The 13,900-nt window shown below is 34.2% G+C and carries 12 protein-coding genes and 1 pseudogene; 7 read left to right on the top strand and 6 right to left on the bottom strand.

Going from position 1 to position 13,900, the window contains the following annotated elements; translation table 11 throughout:
• Positions 1-456: 456 nt before the first annotated feature.
• The 4 genes from TY19_RS03625 to acpP all read left to right on the top strand — a co-directional run bounded on the left by TY19_RS03625 (position 457) and on the right by acpP (position 3,637).
• Positions 457-1,455 carry a beta-ketoacyl-ACP synthase III gene (locus tag TY19_RS03625; RefSeq protein ID WP_042280290.1) on the top strand — a complete coding sequence of 333 codons (999 nt, stop codon included), beginning with the start codon at positions 457-459 and terminating at the stop codon, positions 1,453-1,455.
• Positions 1,456-1,457: 2 nt separating this feature from the next.
• The gene (gene fabD / locus TY19_RS03620; RefSeq protein WP_042280288.1) at positions 1,458-2,408 is read left to right on the top strand and encodes an ACP S-malonyltransferase; all 951 of its coding nucleotides are present in this window, start codon (positions 1,458-1,460) and stop codon (positions 2,406-2,408) included.
• Positions 2,409-2,477: 69 nt separating this feature from the next.
• Complete coding sequence (fabG, locus tag TY19_RS03615; RefSeq protein WP_042280286.1) at positions 2,478-3,233, top strand: 3-oxoacyl-ACP reductase FabG; 756 nt, start codon at positions 2,478-2,480, stop codon at positions 3,231-3,233.
• Positions 3,234-3,403: 170 nt separating this feature from the next.
• On the top strand, positions 3,404-3,637 hold the full coding sequence (gene acpP, locus TY19_RS03610) for an acyl carrier protein (protein WP_011176262.1): 234 nt from the start codon (positions 3,404-3,406) through the stop codon (positions 3,635-3,637).
• A 70-nt stretch (positions 3,638-3,707) separates the two neighbouring features.
• Here the strand turns inward: acpP and TY19_RS03605 are convergent, their stop codons facing one another.
• The 3 genes from TY19_RS03605 to TY19_RS03595 all read right to left on the bottom strand — a co-directional run bounded on the left by TY19_RS03605 (position 3,708) and on the right by TY19_RS03595 (position 8,321).
• Positions 3,708-5,528 carry a hypothetical protein gene (locus TY19_RS03605; protein ID WP_042280284.1) on the bottom strand — a complete coding sequence of 607 codons (1,821 nt, stop codon included), beginning with the start codon at positions 5,526-5,528 and terminating at the stop codon, positions 3,708-3,710.
• A gap of 409 nt (positions 5,529-5,937) precedes the next feature.
• On the bottom strand, positions 5,938-7,395 hold the full coding sequence (locus tag TY19_RS03600) for a sodium/proline symporter (RefSeq protein ID WP_042280282.1): 1,458 nt from the start codon (positions 7,393-7,395) through the stop codon (positions 5,938-5,940).
• Between the two features lie 428 nt (positions 7,396-7,823).
• A complete protein-coding gene (locus tag TY19_RS03595; protein WP_042280279.1) occupies positions 7,824-8,321 on the bottom strand; it encodes a hypothetical protein in 498 nt (165 codons plus the stop codon).
• Between the two features lie 292 nt (positions 8,322-8,613).
• Between TY19_RS03595 and trxB the strand changes: the two genes are divergently transcribed.
• Both trxB and TY19_RS03585 read left to right on the top strand, forming a co-directional pair.
• Positions 8,614-9,564 (top strand): thioredoxin-disulfide reductase, encoded by a 951-nt coding sequence (gene trxB / locus TY19_RS03590; RefSeq protein ID WP_042280277.1) that lies wholly within the window; start codon positions 8,614-8,616, stop codon positions 9,562-9,564.
• Positions 9,564-10,385, top strand: coding sequence for a hypothetical protein (locus TY19_RS03585; protein ID WP_042280274.1), 822 nt, complete (start codon positions 9,564-9,566; stop codon positions 10,383-10,385). Before trxB ends, TY19_RS03585 begins: the two co-directional genes overlap by 1 nt.
• A 68-nt stretch (positions 10,386-10,453) precedes the next feature.
• Here TY19_RS03585 and acpS read toward each other — a convergent pair whose 3' ends face one another.
• A complete protein-coding gene (gene acpS, locus TY19_RS03580) occupies positions 10,454-10,822 on the bottom strand; it encodes a holo-ACP synthase (protein ID WP_011176256.1) in 369 nt (122 codons plus the stop codon).
• Positions 10,823-10,963: 141 nt separating this feature from the next.
• The gene (locus TY19_RS03575; RefSeq protein ID WP_042280271.1) at positions 10,964-12,058 is read right to left on the bottom strand and encodes a PIN/TRAM domain-containing protein; all 1,095 of its coding nucleotides are present in this window, start codon (positions 12,056-12,058) and stop codon (positions 10,964-10,966) included.
• A 542-nt stretch (positions 12,059-12,600) separates the two neighbouring features.
• Between TY19_RS03575 and TY19_RS03570 the strand changes: the two genes are divergently transcribed.
• A complete protein-coding gene (locus TY19_RS03570; RefSeq protein ID WP_042280269.1) occupies positions 12,601-13,092 on the top strand; it encodes a hypothetical protein in 492 nt (163 codons plus the stop codon).
• Between the two features lie 318 nt (positions 13,093-13,410).
• Here the strand turns inward: TY19_RS03570 and TY19_RS03565 are convergent.
• Positions 13,411-13,900 (bottom strand): annotated as a pseudogene (locus TY19_RS03565) (IS5 family transposase); the annotation flags it as partial.

Genomic DNA, 13,900 nt, shown 5'->3' with positions numbered 1-13,900 from the left:
CCTTTTTATTTACATCTAAATTTTATTTCGACTTAGTTATTTGCAACTTACATTAATTACTAAAAATAAACCTATCTATTTAGTTGAGAAATGAAAATAAAATGAATCAATGCTTACACATATCAAACGATTTGTTGAGGACCTAACTTACTTACGCAATCAAAATCTTAAGTTTAAAAAACATAATATATGGCTACTTATTTCATGCAATTTTCCTCTTCAAAACTGTTTTATATATAAATTTGAATCCAAACCTCGATTAATTCGACATCGACTATTTATTGATATTTTGCTATATTTTTTTTCTGAACTTTGGATTTTTCTCTTTGAATTTTAGATTCTTTGTAATCATTTAGCCTCGTTAATTGGATTGAAAAATTTTAAATTAGTGCGAGCTAACTTTTTTCTTTGATCATTCCAATTTCAGATAATTTAAAGAGAGAAGGAATAGTATTCATGGCAAATCAAATAATTGCTCGGATAACAGGCGTAGGATCTTATTTACCTGAACGCGTGCTTTCTAATCAAGATTTAGAGAAAATGGTCGAAACTTCAGATGATTGGATCGTATCTAGAACGGGAATACGTGAAAGACGCTTAGCAGATGCGAAAGAATTTCCTTCCGATATGGGAACTTATGCTGCTCAAAAAGCTCTTAAAACTGCCAATTTGAAAGCTGAGCAAATTGACATGATTTTAGTTGCCACAATGAGTCCTGATTATATTTCACCCAGTACAGCTAATCTAATTCAAGCAAATCTAGGAGCAAGTAAAGCAGCCGCTATGGATATTCAGGCAGCTTGTACAGGATTTTTATATGGTTTGTCAGTAGCAAAAGCTTATATTGAATCTAATATGTATCGGCATGTTCTTGTTATTGCAACAGAAAAAATGTCTGCCTTTATTGATTATAAGGATCGAACGACATGTGTTTTATTCGGTGATGGAGCAGCGGCAGCTGTTGTTAAAGGAGAAGGGGAAGGGTTGAAGATTGATTCCTTGTGTTTGGGTGCGGATGGAGAATTAGCTAATTTAGTTTTAATTCCTGGCGGTGGATCGAGAAAACCCGCCTCAATAGAAACGGTTTCGGAAGGGTTACATTACTTTAAAATGTCAGGTAATGAGGTTTTTAAACATGCTGTTAGGCGCATGAGTGCAGCGGCACGCGAATGTTTAGTTCGAGCTGAGCTCCAAGAATCTGATGTGAGTTGGCTTATTCCTCATCAAGCAAATAAAAGAATTATTGATGCCATAGCTAAAAATTTTAATTTCCCCGATGAAAAAGTTTATCAAACTGTTCACAAATATGGAAATACTTCTGCTTCAAGCATCGCAATTGCTTTGGATGAATTAATCAAAGAGCATAGCTTTGAGAATGGTGAGCATTTTCTCTTAACCGCTTTTGGTGGAGGATTAACTTGGGGTGCTTCAATTTTGACCAAAATAACAAGGTAAAAATGGATAAAAAAATTTATAAACGCATTTCCTTTCTTTTTCCTGGTCAAGGGGCCCAATATCCAGGAATGGCTAAAGATTTTGTGAATCAATTTTCTCTGGCTCAACTTGTATTTGAAGAGGCCGATGATATTTTAAAGCGTTCTCTTTCAAATGTTGTATTTAATGGTTCTGAAGAGGAGTTGACTTTAACAAAAAATAGTCAGCTTGGAATTTATGTCTCTAGTATAGCCATTTTGCGAGTAGTTTCCGAATTATACAATTTAAAGCCATTTGTTTGCTCAGGTCTTAGTTTAGGGGAATATACAGCATTAACTGCGAGTGAAATACTTCCATATCAAGAGACTTTGTCTTTAGTTCAATACCGTAGTGAATATATGCATGAGGCTTGTGAAGAAACTAAAGGATCAATGATTGTTGTCATAGGACTTGAAAACTCTGTTGTTGAAGAGATGGTGAACAAGCTGAATTTAGCAAATGATTTATGGATTGCTAATTTTAACTGTCCCGGTCAGGTTGTTCTTTCTGGAACCTCTTTGGGCATTGAAGCTGGAGGTGCAGCGGCCAAGAAGTATGGAGCAAAAAGAGTTCTTCCATTACAAGTGGCAGGTGCTTTTCATAGTGGATTAATGCAAGTAGCGGAAAATCGATTGAATCCATTTATTTCGTCAACTCCTTTCCAAAAAGGGTCTTCCCAACTTGTGATGAACGTGTCCGGGGATTTCGTCGATGATTTAGAACTTGTTCGAACTCATTTAATCAAACAAGTCACACATTCTGTTCGATGGGAGCAGGGAATTCGCGCAATCGAAAGTCAGGATGTGGATTTATTTATTGAATTTGGTCCAGGAAAAACACTCAATGGGTTGAATAAGCGAATTGGGGTGAAAGCACCAACATTGTCTATTGAAAAAGTAGAGGATTTAGCTCTTTTAGATCATATTATCCAATAGAAAAGAGATGAAACCGACTAGAATAAGTCAATTGCTAATGCTGTACTAAGTTTATATAAAGGAATGACGATGAATCAGTTGTTGTTAAATCAAGTAGCTATTATTACAGGTGGTAATGCAGGAATTGGAAAAGCGATTGCCTCGAAATTTGCAGAAGAGGGTGCAAAAGTTATTATTTTTGGAACGAATGCAGAAACAGGGCAAAAAACAATTAATGAAATTCGAGAAATTACACAATCTCAAACTATTTACTTTCGCTGTGTGGATGTTTCTCAAACTCAATTAGTTGATGAGGCGATTAAAGATGTTGTAGAAGAATTTGGAGTGGTGGATATTTTGATTAATAATGCAGGAATCACTGCTGATCAATTGCTGATGAAGATGTCTGAACAAGATTGGGATAAAGTTTTAGATACTAATTTGAAATCTTGTTTTAACACTTGTAAATCTGTCGTTCGCGGAATGATGAAAGCCAAAAAAGGAAAAATTATTAATATCAGTTCTGTGGTTGGGTTAATCGGGAATGCCGGGCAGACAAATTATGCTGCTTCAAAAGCAGGAATCATCGGTTTTTCAAAAGCATTAGCTAAAGAATTAGCCTCTCGAAATATTTTAGTAAATTGTATTGCCCCAGGTTTCATTCAAACAAAAATGACCGATGCTTTAACACCAATACAGAAAGAAATGATCGTAAAAGATATTCCTCTTAATCGCTTAGGGGAGCCTTCTGATATTGCTAATTTAGCTTGGTTTTTAGCTACGCCACTTTCGAACTATGTCACAGGCCAGGTTATTACTGTGGATGGTGGAATGGTGATGTCATAATGTTCAATTAATCAATTGGTTTAAAATAAATTGACAAAGAAAATTAGTAAAAAATATCTCATATCAAATATCTAATTTCTACTGTTGATTAAAATAATCATTTTTAACAGAATATTATACCGCTCAGTTTTTAAATAAATTTATAAAGCCTTAACGAAAGGGATTTTCTTATGTCAATTGAACAAGAAGTCATTGATATTGTTGTAGAACAATTAGGAGTTGATAGAGATGATGTCAATTCAGAAAAGTCATTTGTAGAAGATTTGAATGCAGATTCTCTAGATCTAACAGAACTCATTATGACATTTGAAGAGCGTTTTGAGTGTGAGATTTCACAAGAGGATGCTGAAAAATTAAAAACAGTAAACGATGTGATTAGTTATCTTGAAAAGCGCAAATCATAGTAGATTTTACCGATGCTGAATAGAATATTCAGCATCGGTTTCTTGGACTTTTTAATCAGTAAAATATCGGTTATTTTTCATTTTCAAATAAATTGTCTGTGATTTCCTCTGATGAAGATAAATCTTCTTCTGACGTATAGTCTCCTGAAGTTGCATCAGAATTAATAGAAGAAGTTCCATTTTCATCTTCGTTATCTTCGTCAGTGTAATCTCCGTCAACATCAACTTCTGGCATCAGTTTTTGAGAGTCCGTTCTAACTTTTGGAAAGCTTAAAGGCCCATTTTCATCATCGTCATCTTCGGCATATTGATATTCATCTGTGTGAAAGCCATTAATAAATTCTCCCCTCTTACCATCACTTCTTGTGCCATATCCAGTTAAGAACATAGCATCTTCAAGTGTGTGTTCTGATTGTATTAAATCAAATTCGTAAACGTATTCTTGAGTATTAAGTATAATACTTTCGAATTCATCCCCATGCGCAGTGAACCTAACAGTTCCCTGAATTTCGGTATCACTAGATATATCGTTAATTATAACAGTATACTCTCCTGACTGTGCTTTAATAAAGTCAAATTCAAATTCCCCCACATATTGATGAGTGATTTTTATTTTTTTACCTTCTCTTTCTTGGAAATAGGTGGAGCAGAGAGTTCCTTGTCCATGTTTAAAATATGTCTGAAGGGTTCCTTCATAATTAATAGAGATATTTGTTTCTGTCCAGTCGTCGCATTCTTCATCATAAGAGAATATTTTACTTTGGTAGCCAAGCACTTGTTGATGATCAAATGAGAGTTCTCTGATTTCAGATATCGTTTCTTGCTTTACTACTGTATAACTCTTTTTTGTGAAGTCATACTCAGCAGAGGTGAAATTTCCTTTAAAATAAACTCTTTCTTCACTTTCGTCTTCTTGTTTGTAAATTCCTTTTCCGTGAGGTAACTGATCGACGATCGGCCCTTCATAACAGGCATTAAAATCTTGTAATGAATCAGTATTATGGGGGGAATTCGTATTATAAAAGATTTTTCCTTGTGAGTCGGTAACTTTTCCATTAATAAAACGACCTTCAAATTTCGTCAGTCGATCAGGAGTTATAATAGATGTTAAAATTAATTCTCCATTTTCGTAGTAACCTTCTAATATTGCTCCTTCTTTATCTAAGAAATAAAATGTTTTAAACATTCCTTCAGCAAGGGTTGCTTCGATACGGATAGAAGGTTCTATATCAATCGTGTATTCGCCAGAAAGTTCATTAAAGGGTGTTGAGATGTTTTTGTTGTTTTTATAAACCTGCGCTGTTTGGAGAATAGTTTTAAAGTTACTTTCAAAGCCACGTTGACTAAAGTATTTATCAAAAAAATCAACACTGTATTCAAAATTAGGAGAATAAGCAATGGAGGTGAGATTGGGTGATGAAACTGAAATTGCAGGCTGGGGGGAAGAGGAATGTAAAGATGAACATATTTCTTGTGGGCTTTCAGGTGCTATGTGAGGAGGGAGATTAGGCTCAATCTGCGGGTTGGTCGAGGGGACTAATTTGTTGGGTGGTGAAGGTGGTAAAAGATTTACTGGGGTAGTAGAAGAAAAAGGTTTAAATTGATTTTGCATGGTGGGTGGGATAGAAGGTGAAGAAACTCTTCCCTTTAAAGATTGTATGGGCCCATTTGAATCCGAAGGGTACCGAACCCTAGGGACGATTTCATTTGCTCTGCGCTTTGTCAATGCGACGGTTCTTAACAATTTAGCTGAGTAATTTGCTGTAAAGCAAATTAAACTCCAAATTCTACCGAAAAAAGCGTTTAATTGTTGAGAAAAGCGAAGATGCGATATTTCTCGATTCACAGATCGAGATGTTAAATGACCAGAAGGTTCAAAACCAAAATTCATAAAGCCCTAATATTTAAAAGTGGAATAAAATAAAAAATAATTGAATTTATTAAACTTATATTGTTTATAAAAAGATACCAGTAAAAAATTTAAATTACTTTCAATGTAACTAATTTCTAAAACTGCATCGTTTATTAGCCCAAATTTCAAAACTTTTCAATTTGTTTAGTTTAATTTGTTATAAACTGAAGAACGTGGGTTTTTGATTTGGTAACTTTTTATAAGATCGCCAAGTATATTTAAAAAAACTTCTTTTTAAGATAGTAATTTATCAAAAAATGAAAATAATTCAAAGGAAGATTTTGGTAAATAAACTTATCAGGAAACTTGGATTATTAAAGATAGCCAACTCCCCAACAAAATCATGAAAATTCTTTGGTTGGAGAGATTTGATACTGAAATGAAGTTTTCAGGAAGATTTGATAAGTGTGCTGATTTGATTCAAAGAATTTTTTCGAGTGTATTTTGAAGCTAAATAAATGGCAGTCAAACTTGTGAAAAAACCAGGAATCATTGGTAATAGTTCATATCGAAATAATAAAGGGTTTAAACTAGGCCATACCACAACGACGAGAGTGCCGGTGATCATTCCTGCAATTGCCCCATAACGATTTGTTTGTTTAGAATATAAACTCATTAAAACTAATGGGCCAAAAGCACTTCCAAGACCTGACCATGAATATAAAACCGTATCTAAAATTGTATTACTTTTATTGAATGCTAGTAATAAAGCGATCAAAGCTACTGTGACAACACTCATTTTAGAAACCCAAAGGATTTTTTGATCGGATGGTGTTTGTTTATAAAAATATTTATAAAGGTCTTCGCTTAAAATAGAACCGCAAACAAGAATTTGAGAATCCATTGTTGACATATTAGCCGCAACCACAGCACATAAAATAAAGCCTGCTGTAAAAGGATTAAAAAGATCCTTTACCATTTCAACAAAGACCATTTCTGGTTTAGCTAAGCCGTTTGGAAAATAAGCAATTCCAATTAAGCCGACGACTGCAGCAGCTCCTAAAGTAACAAGTTGCCATGTCATGCCAAGCCATTTAGATTTGTGCATTTCATTGACATCTTTAATACCCATAAATTTAGTGATAATATGAGGCATCCCAAAATAACCAAGTCCCCATCCCAAGGCCAAGGAAGAAATTTTGATAAAGGAATCCAGACTACTATCACCAAACAGAGATAAAGAAATTTTTTTTTGATGAGCTATATGCGAAATGGTTTGCCAGCTATCAATCTTTGTCATTGCTATGGTAGGAACTAAAATAATCATTAGGAGAAGAAAAGCACCTTGAAACAAATCTGTCCAAGCAACTGTTGTAAATCCCCCAATAAATGTGTAGACGACTACCACCAACATAGCAACAGATAAACCAAAGTAGTAGTTAAGACCAAATAATGATTCAAGCAAGTAACCCATTGCGATTAGACCTGCTGAAAGATAATGAGTAAGAAAAATAAGCATAATAATAGCACTTAAAATCCTTATGTATCCAGAAGTGTCTTTAAATCTTTTCTCAAAAAATGAAGATAATGTATAGGTGTCATAGCTTTCAGTCATAGAGCGTAATTTTGGGGCTACGAATTGCCAGTTGAAAAACATTCCCAATAAAAGTCCTAGTGCAATCCAAATATAGGGAAGTCCCAATACGAAAATTGTCATAGGAAATGCCATAAAAAGCCAAGCACTCATATCACTTGCGTGAGCAGAGAGAGCCACCAGCCAGAAATTGAGTGATCGGTTGCCCATAATAAAATCAGAGGAGGTTGTTTGTTTTTTATGACAAACAAGGCCAATGAGAAGAAGTAAACTAAAATAAGCAATAAATGCTAAAATGACTTGAATTTGCATAGTTACGTCTCTGTTTTATGATGTTCGCATTTCGTTATTAAAATTCTTGATGATGAAATTGATCTTTTTTGCCCGAAAATTTCTTTACTACTTATCCCTGGATAGAGAAAATGAGTATTTTTTTAAAATTTTTTGCTTCAAGGTATAAACTTTACATGATTAATCTATAGATTCGTCAAGAAATAAAAACCAAAAAGCAAATAGCTCGTTCTCTTATAAAGAGTTTTGAATTAATAGGCCAGCTTTGCTATTGTGCCTTTGGTCATAAAATTGGGTGATTGCGGGTTAATTAAAAGAAATCAGATCATAGAATGAGCACTAAATAACGCAGCAAATTTAATTCTTGAAAAAAGAAATTTTATCAAAAGCAAAAAGACTAAGCTTATTTTTTTTAAGAATAATAAGCTTAGCCAGATAATTAGATAGGGTTAGACGAGTAAATCAATTCCCCTTTGGGCTAAAATATTACCGGCTGCTAATCCACCAGCAAATGGAAATAAACTAACCCCGATGTAATTGGTAGTAAAAAATGTTCCTAAGGCAATTGAATCTATAGCTGCTACTGTTGCAATAAGCAAACTAGTGTTATTGACATAATCTGGGCCAAATTTTGTGCCATTTAAGTAGGGGTTATTTTCTTCCTTGATATACTCGTTAAATAAATATCTTACTTCAAATCGCAAGACAATTGCTAATACTGCGCCCATTATAAATAAAGAAGGTGAAAAATAAGCCGTTGCACAAGTAGCGCTTAGAAATAAAATATTATGCAAATTATTTCTAATAAATGACTCAATCTTTTTTAAAGTTTTAGATAATGAAGAAGTTATGTTATTCGTGTGAGTTCGTAATTTTGAATAAATCATATCAACATGATAATTGAATTGATGATTAATAACAGTTCTAGTACTTACATAAATATTCATTTTAAACTTCACCTTTTTTTTAAAAATTAGTTTTATTTTCATTTATTTATGTTTTTAATTATAATTTTAGTTTTAATTTATTAATTTATTATAAAATTAATTGAAAAAGTTTGCTGTTGTTTATATTGCTTGCTCTTTGAGTCGCTGTGAGATAAACTAAATTTTTAAAAATAAACTTCTCCTTATTCGAGTTTGTAAGAGATATTAATTGATAATAATATTCTCTTTTTTTCTCCTTTATGATACGGATATGAATCGGTAAATATAAAATTTAAATTGGTTAGGAAAGAAAATGGAAAAAGCAAAGCTAATTATTATTGGATCTGGGCCCGCAGGATATACAGCTGCTATTTATGCTGCTCGAGCTAACTTAGAACCTATTTTATTTGAAGGATTTTTTACAGGCGCTGCAGGGGGTCAATTGATGACAACAACTGAGGTAGAAAATTTTCCTGGCTTCCCTGATGGAATTACAGGACCCGAGCTAGTCGATCGTTTTCGACAACAGGCCATCCGTTTTGGAACAACTATAATTAGTGAGGATGTAGACTCTGTTGATTTTCAAGTTTACCCTTTTATTGTTAAAGGTAAGAAATCGCATTATCAAGCTAGTTCTGTTATTGTCTCTACTGGAGCTACAGCAAAACGTTTACCCATTCCAGGCGCAGGTGATGATGAATTTTGGCAAAAAGGTGTGACAGCTTGTGCTGTCTGTGATGGGGCGGCTCCTATTTTTCGCAATCGCCCTTTATTTGTCATAGGTGGAGGAGATTCAGCCATTGAAGAAGCCACATTTTTGACAAAGTTTGGAAGTCGTGTTTTTATTGTTCATCGAAGAGATACATTACGAGCTTCTAAAATCATGCAGGAAAGAGCCTTTAATAACCCTAAAATTGAAATGATTTGGAATTCAGAAGTTATTCAAGTAAAGGGAGACCAAATCGTAAAAAATCTTGTGATTAGAAATGTCAAAACAGGGCAGGAAAAAGAATATGAAGCAGCAGGACTTTTTTTCGCGATTGGACATAATCCAAATACTGAGTTTCTAAAAAATCAATTGGAATTGCATTCGAATGGTTACTTAAAAGTTTTCAAAGGAACACAAACAAGCATTAAAGGAGTATTTGCAGCAGGAGATGTTCAAGATTTTGAATATCGGCAAGCTATTACTGCTGCAGGTAGTGGTTGTATGGCAGCCTTGGATGCTGAAAGATGGCTCGCTGAAAAAGGATTAGACAATTAATGTTTTTCAGAAAAAATTGGAAATGGTTATTTTGTGTTTATTTATTACCAATTCTAGGCTGGGCTTATGAAGATCAGCCTTGGATAGGCAATTATCTTGAATTTGAATGGACCTCTTCCCTTCAATTTCAAAGCTACAAAGATTTATCGTGTAAATCTAACTCAAAATCTTACCTTTCTCGCGATATTTTTCTTTATACTCAATTAGCTCTTGCCGCCACCCCTCAGCTATCTTTAAATTTAGGAGCTATGGCTGCCCGGACAAATAAACAAGCGGGTAGTATCGATCACTTAGAATTTAACGGGCGTTATATCTTTTTGGATGATGTAATTGGAGATCCTGTGACATTAACCTTAGGAATCAACCTTGTTCATGCGTTTCCCTGGAGTCTGCGAGATCCAAGTTCTTTTCATCATGGCAAAAATGAAGGGGAGTTGTTTATTTCTATGGGTAAAGAATGGGCAGAAAAAGATCAGTGGTCTTCTAGGCTATGGGCTAAAGTAGGGCTTGGGAGTGCACTAAATGATTCTGCTTGGATTCGTTTAAAGGTTGCTTTTGCTCAAAGAATTAGACTTTATCACGAATTTGAAATTTTCTCGCGAACTCTTTGTGGTTTTGGGAGTCGTTCCTTAAATTTAAGTCATTTTCATGGATATGGCTCTATTGATCATCAATCTGTTGATCTAGGACTGCGATACACTTATCTTATTGATTTTATAGGAAATTTGTCTGTAGAATATGCAAAACGTGTTTATTCCCAAAATTTTCCATCAAAAGCAAATCAAATTCAATTGACGTTCTTTTATCCTTTTGGATTGTAAACCCTTTACGTGGAATTTTGTCTTTCTCAGATAAATAAAAAGGCCTGAAGAATGAAATTCGGGATCAATTAAGAAGACCAAACTGCAAATGCTGTTGCGTAGTGATGGCAGTGACTAATCGAGATAAGAAGTTTAGGGGAAGCAAATAATTGAGTTAAAAGAGGAGAAATAGAAACGTAAGGTTTTCCATTTGCATCATTGAGGATTTCGACGTCTAGCCAAGAAATACCCTGGCTAAAACCTGTCCCCAAAGCTTTAACCACCGCTTCTTTAGCGGCAAATCGACCGGCAAGATGCAGAGCGGGCATTTTACGATTTAAACAATATATTTGTTCATTTTTGGTAAAAACTCGATTTAAAAATCGTTGTCCATATTTTTTAATATTTGCTTGAATTCGCTCAATCTCAATAATATCGTTGCCAATTCCTAAAGTCATGTTAACAATGGGGTAAGGTTTTTGTTTGATAGAACTAGCGTTTCATTTGAGGTATGAAGAGATTATCTTAAATAAAAAGAGGTTACTATTTTTAGAAGCTAATCCCTTCAAAGATTTTTTTAATTCTAGTCTCAAACTATATTAGTAAGTTAAATAACTTTTATGGCTTTCTAATTCAGCAAGGGAAGGTGAAAAATCTTGTTCCATCATTAAACTGGCTTCTTCTGATGCGTTACAGAAAATCATACGACCGGAAGTAGTGTGTTTAACAGACAAAACGTGCCCTTTGATTGTTTCTCCAATGAATTCTGCTCCGCCGTTAACAACTACCATTGTTCCGTCTTCAAGATAACCAACACCTTGACGAGCTTCTTTTCCATATCTTTGAATTTTAATGTTAATGACTTCGCCTGCTTGGGTAATGGGTTTTAAAGCATTAGACAACATATGAATATTAATAATTCGAACGCCTTCAACTGAAGATTGTTGGATGCGATTAAGATCAGAGGTGATGATGTTGGTATCTAAAAATCTGGCTAAATGAATAAGTTTTGTCATCGGATCTTTAATTTCGACAAAATCTGTATCGACATAACGTAGATCTAAATCTGGCAGGCTTTCTAATTTTTTAATTACTTCAAGTGATCGACGAGCTCTTGCTTTGACATTTTCTTCCGTGCTCTCAGCTTGAGTATATAAATCCTTAATCGCAAAGCGAGGAACAATGAGTTGATGATCTAACAACCCCGAAGAGGCAAGATCAATGATGCGAGGATCCATTAAAACCGATATATCCACAAGAACGTCTTTTTTCTTATGACTAAGAGCTTTAAACTCAATAAAAGGGATGCTAACATGGATTTCTTCAGAGGCTCTTGCTGTCATTGTCATTCCCACATAACAGCAGAAAAGATAAACAAGAAAACGTGTTGGTAGTAAAAATGCTTCGGTAGAGTCAATATTCATCATTCCGGTGAGAAGAAACAAAATTGCTTGTGCCATTAAATAGCCAAAAAACAAGCCTAAAATAGACGTATTAAAAGATCTGAGGTTAAAGCGATTAAAAATAAAATCTAAGGCAATTAAAATTCCTGCGATACCTATTCCACCAAGCATGCCAACAGCTGTATTGATTAGATTAAATCCTCCCTCAAGATTTTGAATAGCAAAAGTCGTAGAAAATAGTAAGCATATAGTGAGGAATAAAATTCGGATAAAAGAGAGAGAAATACTCATATTTTTAATTATATCCTATGTATTTGAATTTTTTGTATATATCATTAAATTAAGGGAAATTTGGCTAGAAACGAATGCTTGCAAACAATAGTTTTGTATCTTTTTATGATCTCCAATACAGGTATTTAGGTGATATAAAACGAATTTCCTGGTTAAAATTAATGCTTGGGTGAATTTATGTGTAATTAACTATAAACGGGAGCTAAGCTTATGGTATAAATTTAGAAAACCCCTACTTTCAAAAGCCTGGTTCTTTTAACGTAAACATAACACAATCTTAACTAAATCTTCTTTTAATGTACATCAATTATAAAACTTATGTGATTGAAGGAAATATTTGATAAAAAAAATATTGTTGATTTGAGGATGCTTTTTAGAGGCTGTTTCTTTGAAAATCTTAACAAAATTTGTACTTCACAATGAGAAATGATGTACTGGTTAAGCAGGAATTAGATGGACATCTCGCTTTAGATCATTTATAAATCTTGTCAAAAAAATAATCTGCTTAATTTACATTTGTTTACAATTTTTTGAGAGGTATTATGTTAAAAGTCACTCATACAACAATGGTTGTAGTATCTGGGCTGGTTTGGTTAATCGTCGGCTGCGTGCTTCTTCCTTTAGGATTAAATTTTGTGGTAGAGTCTATTTTAAAAGAGAATTTAGTGGTCATAAATCGCCCACTTTTAGATCCTTTGATGAAATGGGTAGGAGGGGCTGATCAAGCAGTCTTATTTTTGATAGCAATTTCTTTATGGATTGGATTTATTAAAGGGCGATTTGTTTTTGCGAAAACAGTACAAAACAGCGTGAATCGAATTCTTTTGCTTCCTAATCCTGTTAGTATTAAACAAATCTATACAAAAAAGTATTACTTGCTTTTAGGTTCGATGATTTTTTTAGGTTTTTTAATGAAATACACTCCAATGGATATAAGAGGAGCTGTTGATATTATTATCGGATCTGCACTAATCCAAGGAGGAATGCTATATTTTAGAAAAGCATTCGCTATTCGCAGCCACAAGGTTTCTTGAATTTAAATAGAAAAAATTTTCTCTCATCTGTTCAATCATCGTCAAATAGACTAATAAATGCGTCATAAAGTATTTGTGGCGTTTTGTCTCAGGCCTGATAACTATTTAAATTTTTTAACGTTAGTTGATAAGTGAGACAAATATAATTTTAAAAAAAACAAATCGAACCTTACAAGCTCGATCGGGATGAAACTTTAAACAACGATAATCAGAGTGAATGGCGATTTTTGCCGCTTTTTCTACTGAATATTAATAGTTACCTCTGCTTATAAAAAAATTGAAATAGTAAAAAAAGCTTGTCGTTGCTAGATAGTGTAATCACGAGACTTCTGCCCATATAGCAATACATCTAATATGGACTGCAGCCAAGAATGAGGCTGTGTTCTTTGCATAACGGGTCGCTATTCCTCTCCAGCGCTTCAAATGTAAAAATGCATTTTCCACCAAATGCCTTAACTTATAGAGATCTTTATCGTATTCTCGACCAGTTATGCGATTCTTTCGTGTAGGAATCACCACTTGCATTCCCTGACTTATAGCTTGCTCAACGATTGCGTTGCTATCATATCCTTTGTCTGCCAGTAACCGCTCAGCTGTAAGACCAGCGATCAAATTRCTTGCTTGAGTACAATCTGCTGTTGTGCCTTCTGTAATTTTGTATTGAGCCCCCTTTTGTACGACTCATGCTCTGATCACCTCTTTTAGCTCCCGCTGCATGAGGATGCACTTGACAATGTGAAGCATCTATCACAAGCCATTCATAATCTGGATCGTCAATCAGCACCTCAAGCAACCTTTCCCAGACTCT

It is taken from the genome of Candidatus Protochlamydia sp. R18 (genome assembly GCF_000648255.1).
Classification (GTDB): domain Bacteria; phylum Chlamydiota; class Chlamydiia; order Chlamydiales; family Parachlamydiaceae; genus Protochlamydia; species Protochlamydia amoebophila.
This window is presented reverse-complemented; position numbering and strand designations above follow the sequence as displayed.

Excerpts from the sequence above, each read along its gene's own strand:
- TY19_RS03625 (WP_042280290.1), top strand. The coding sequence starts at position 457 with ATGGCAAATCAAATAATTGCTCGGATAACAGGCGTAGGATCTTATTTA.
- fabD (WP_042280288.1), top strand. The coding sequence starts at position 1,458 with ATGGATAAAAAAATTTATAAACGCATTTCCTTTCTTTTTCCTGGTCAA.
- fabG (WP_042280286.1), top strand. The coding sequence starts at position 2,478 with ATGAATCAGTTGTTGTTAAATCAAGTAGCTATTATTACAGGTGGTAAT.
- acpP (WP_011176262.1), top strand. The coding sequence starts at position 3,404 with ATGTCAATTGAACAAGAAGTCATTGATATTGTTGTAGAACAATTAGGA.
- TY19_RS03605 (WP_042280284.1), bottom strand. The coding sequence starts at position 5,528 with ATGAATTTTGGTTTTGAACCTTCTGGTCATTTAACATCTCGATCTGTG.
- TY19_RS03600 (WP_042280282.1), bottom strand. The coding sequence starts at position 7,395 with ATGCAAATTCAAGTCATTTTAGCATTTATTGCTTATTTTAGTTTACTT.
- TY19_RS03595 (WP_042280279.1), bottom strand. The coding sequence starts at position 8,321 with ATGAATATTTATGTAAGTACTAGAACTGTTATTAATCATCAATTCAAT.
- trxB (WP_042280277.1), top strand. The coding sequence starts at position 8,614 with ATGGAAAAAGCAAAGCTAATTATTATTGGATCTGGGCCCGCAGGATAT.
- TY19_RS03585 (WP_042280274.1), top strand. The coding sequence starts at position 9,564 with ATGTTTTTCAGAAAAAATTGGAAATGGTTATTTTGTGTTTATTTATTA.
- acpS (WP_011176256.1), bottom strand. The coding sequence starts at position 10,822 with ATGACTTTAGGAATTGGCAACGATATTATTGAGATTGAGCGAATTCAA.
- TY19_RS03575 (WP_042280271.1), bottom strand. The coding sequence starts at position 12,058 with ATGAGTATTTCTCTCTCTTTTATCCGAATTTTATTCCTCACTATATGC.
- TY19_RS03570 (WP_042280269.1), top strand. The coding sequence starts at position 12,601 with ATGTTAAAAGTCACTCATACAACAATGGTTGTAGTATCTGGGCTGGTT.